The organism is Adlercreutzia equolifaciens (assembly GCF_029076695.1).
Lineage (GTDB): Bacteria > Actinomycetota > Coriobacteriia > Coriobacteriales > Eggerthellaceae > Adlercreutzia > Adlercreutzia equolifaciens_A.
Genome location: NZ_JARFIK010000334.1, coordinates 1 through 306, shown reverse-complemented (window position 1 = coordinate 306; position 306 = coordinate 1). Strand labels below are relative to the sequence as shown.

The 306-nt window shown below is 58.8% G+C and carries 1 protein-coding gene; it reads right to left on the bottom strand.

What is annotated here, in order from left to right:
- Positions 1–292: flavin reductase family protein (locus PZH32_RS12630; protein WP_275208594.1), on the bottom strand; the 292-nt coding region annotated here is incomplete at its 3' end.
- Positions 293–306: the final 14 nt, after the last annotated feature.

The following is a 306-nucleotide window of genomic DNA, read 5'->3' as shown; positions in this document are numbered from 1 at the left end:
CACTGTAATCGCAGGCAGCGAACTTATCGGTGTCGGCGCTGGTATGGATCCCGAAGGTGCCGATAAGCTCCATGGGTGCGTCCTGGGACAGGACGGTAGCGGCGTAGCGGCCCGTTTCCAGAATGGCCGCCGTGGTGGCGTTTTCCTTGTTAAGCGACACGGTTACCGTGGGCGGCTCGGAGGCCACCTGCAGATACGTGTTGACAACGCAGCCGATCTTGCGGACGCCCACATGGGAGGTGATAAGGTACAAGCCCGTGCTCAAAGAGCGAAAAGCCTTGCGATCGATCATAACGGTTCCTTTCA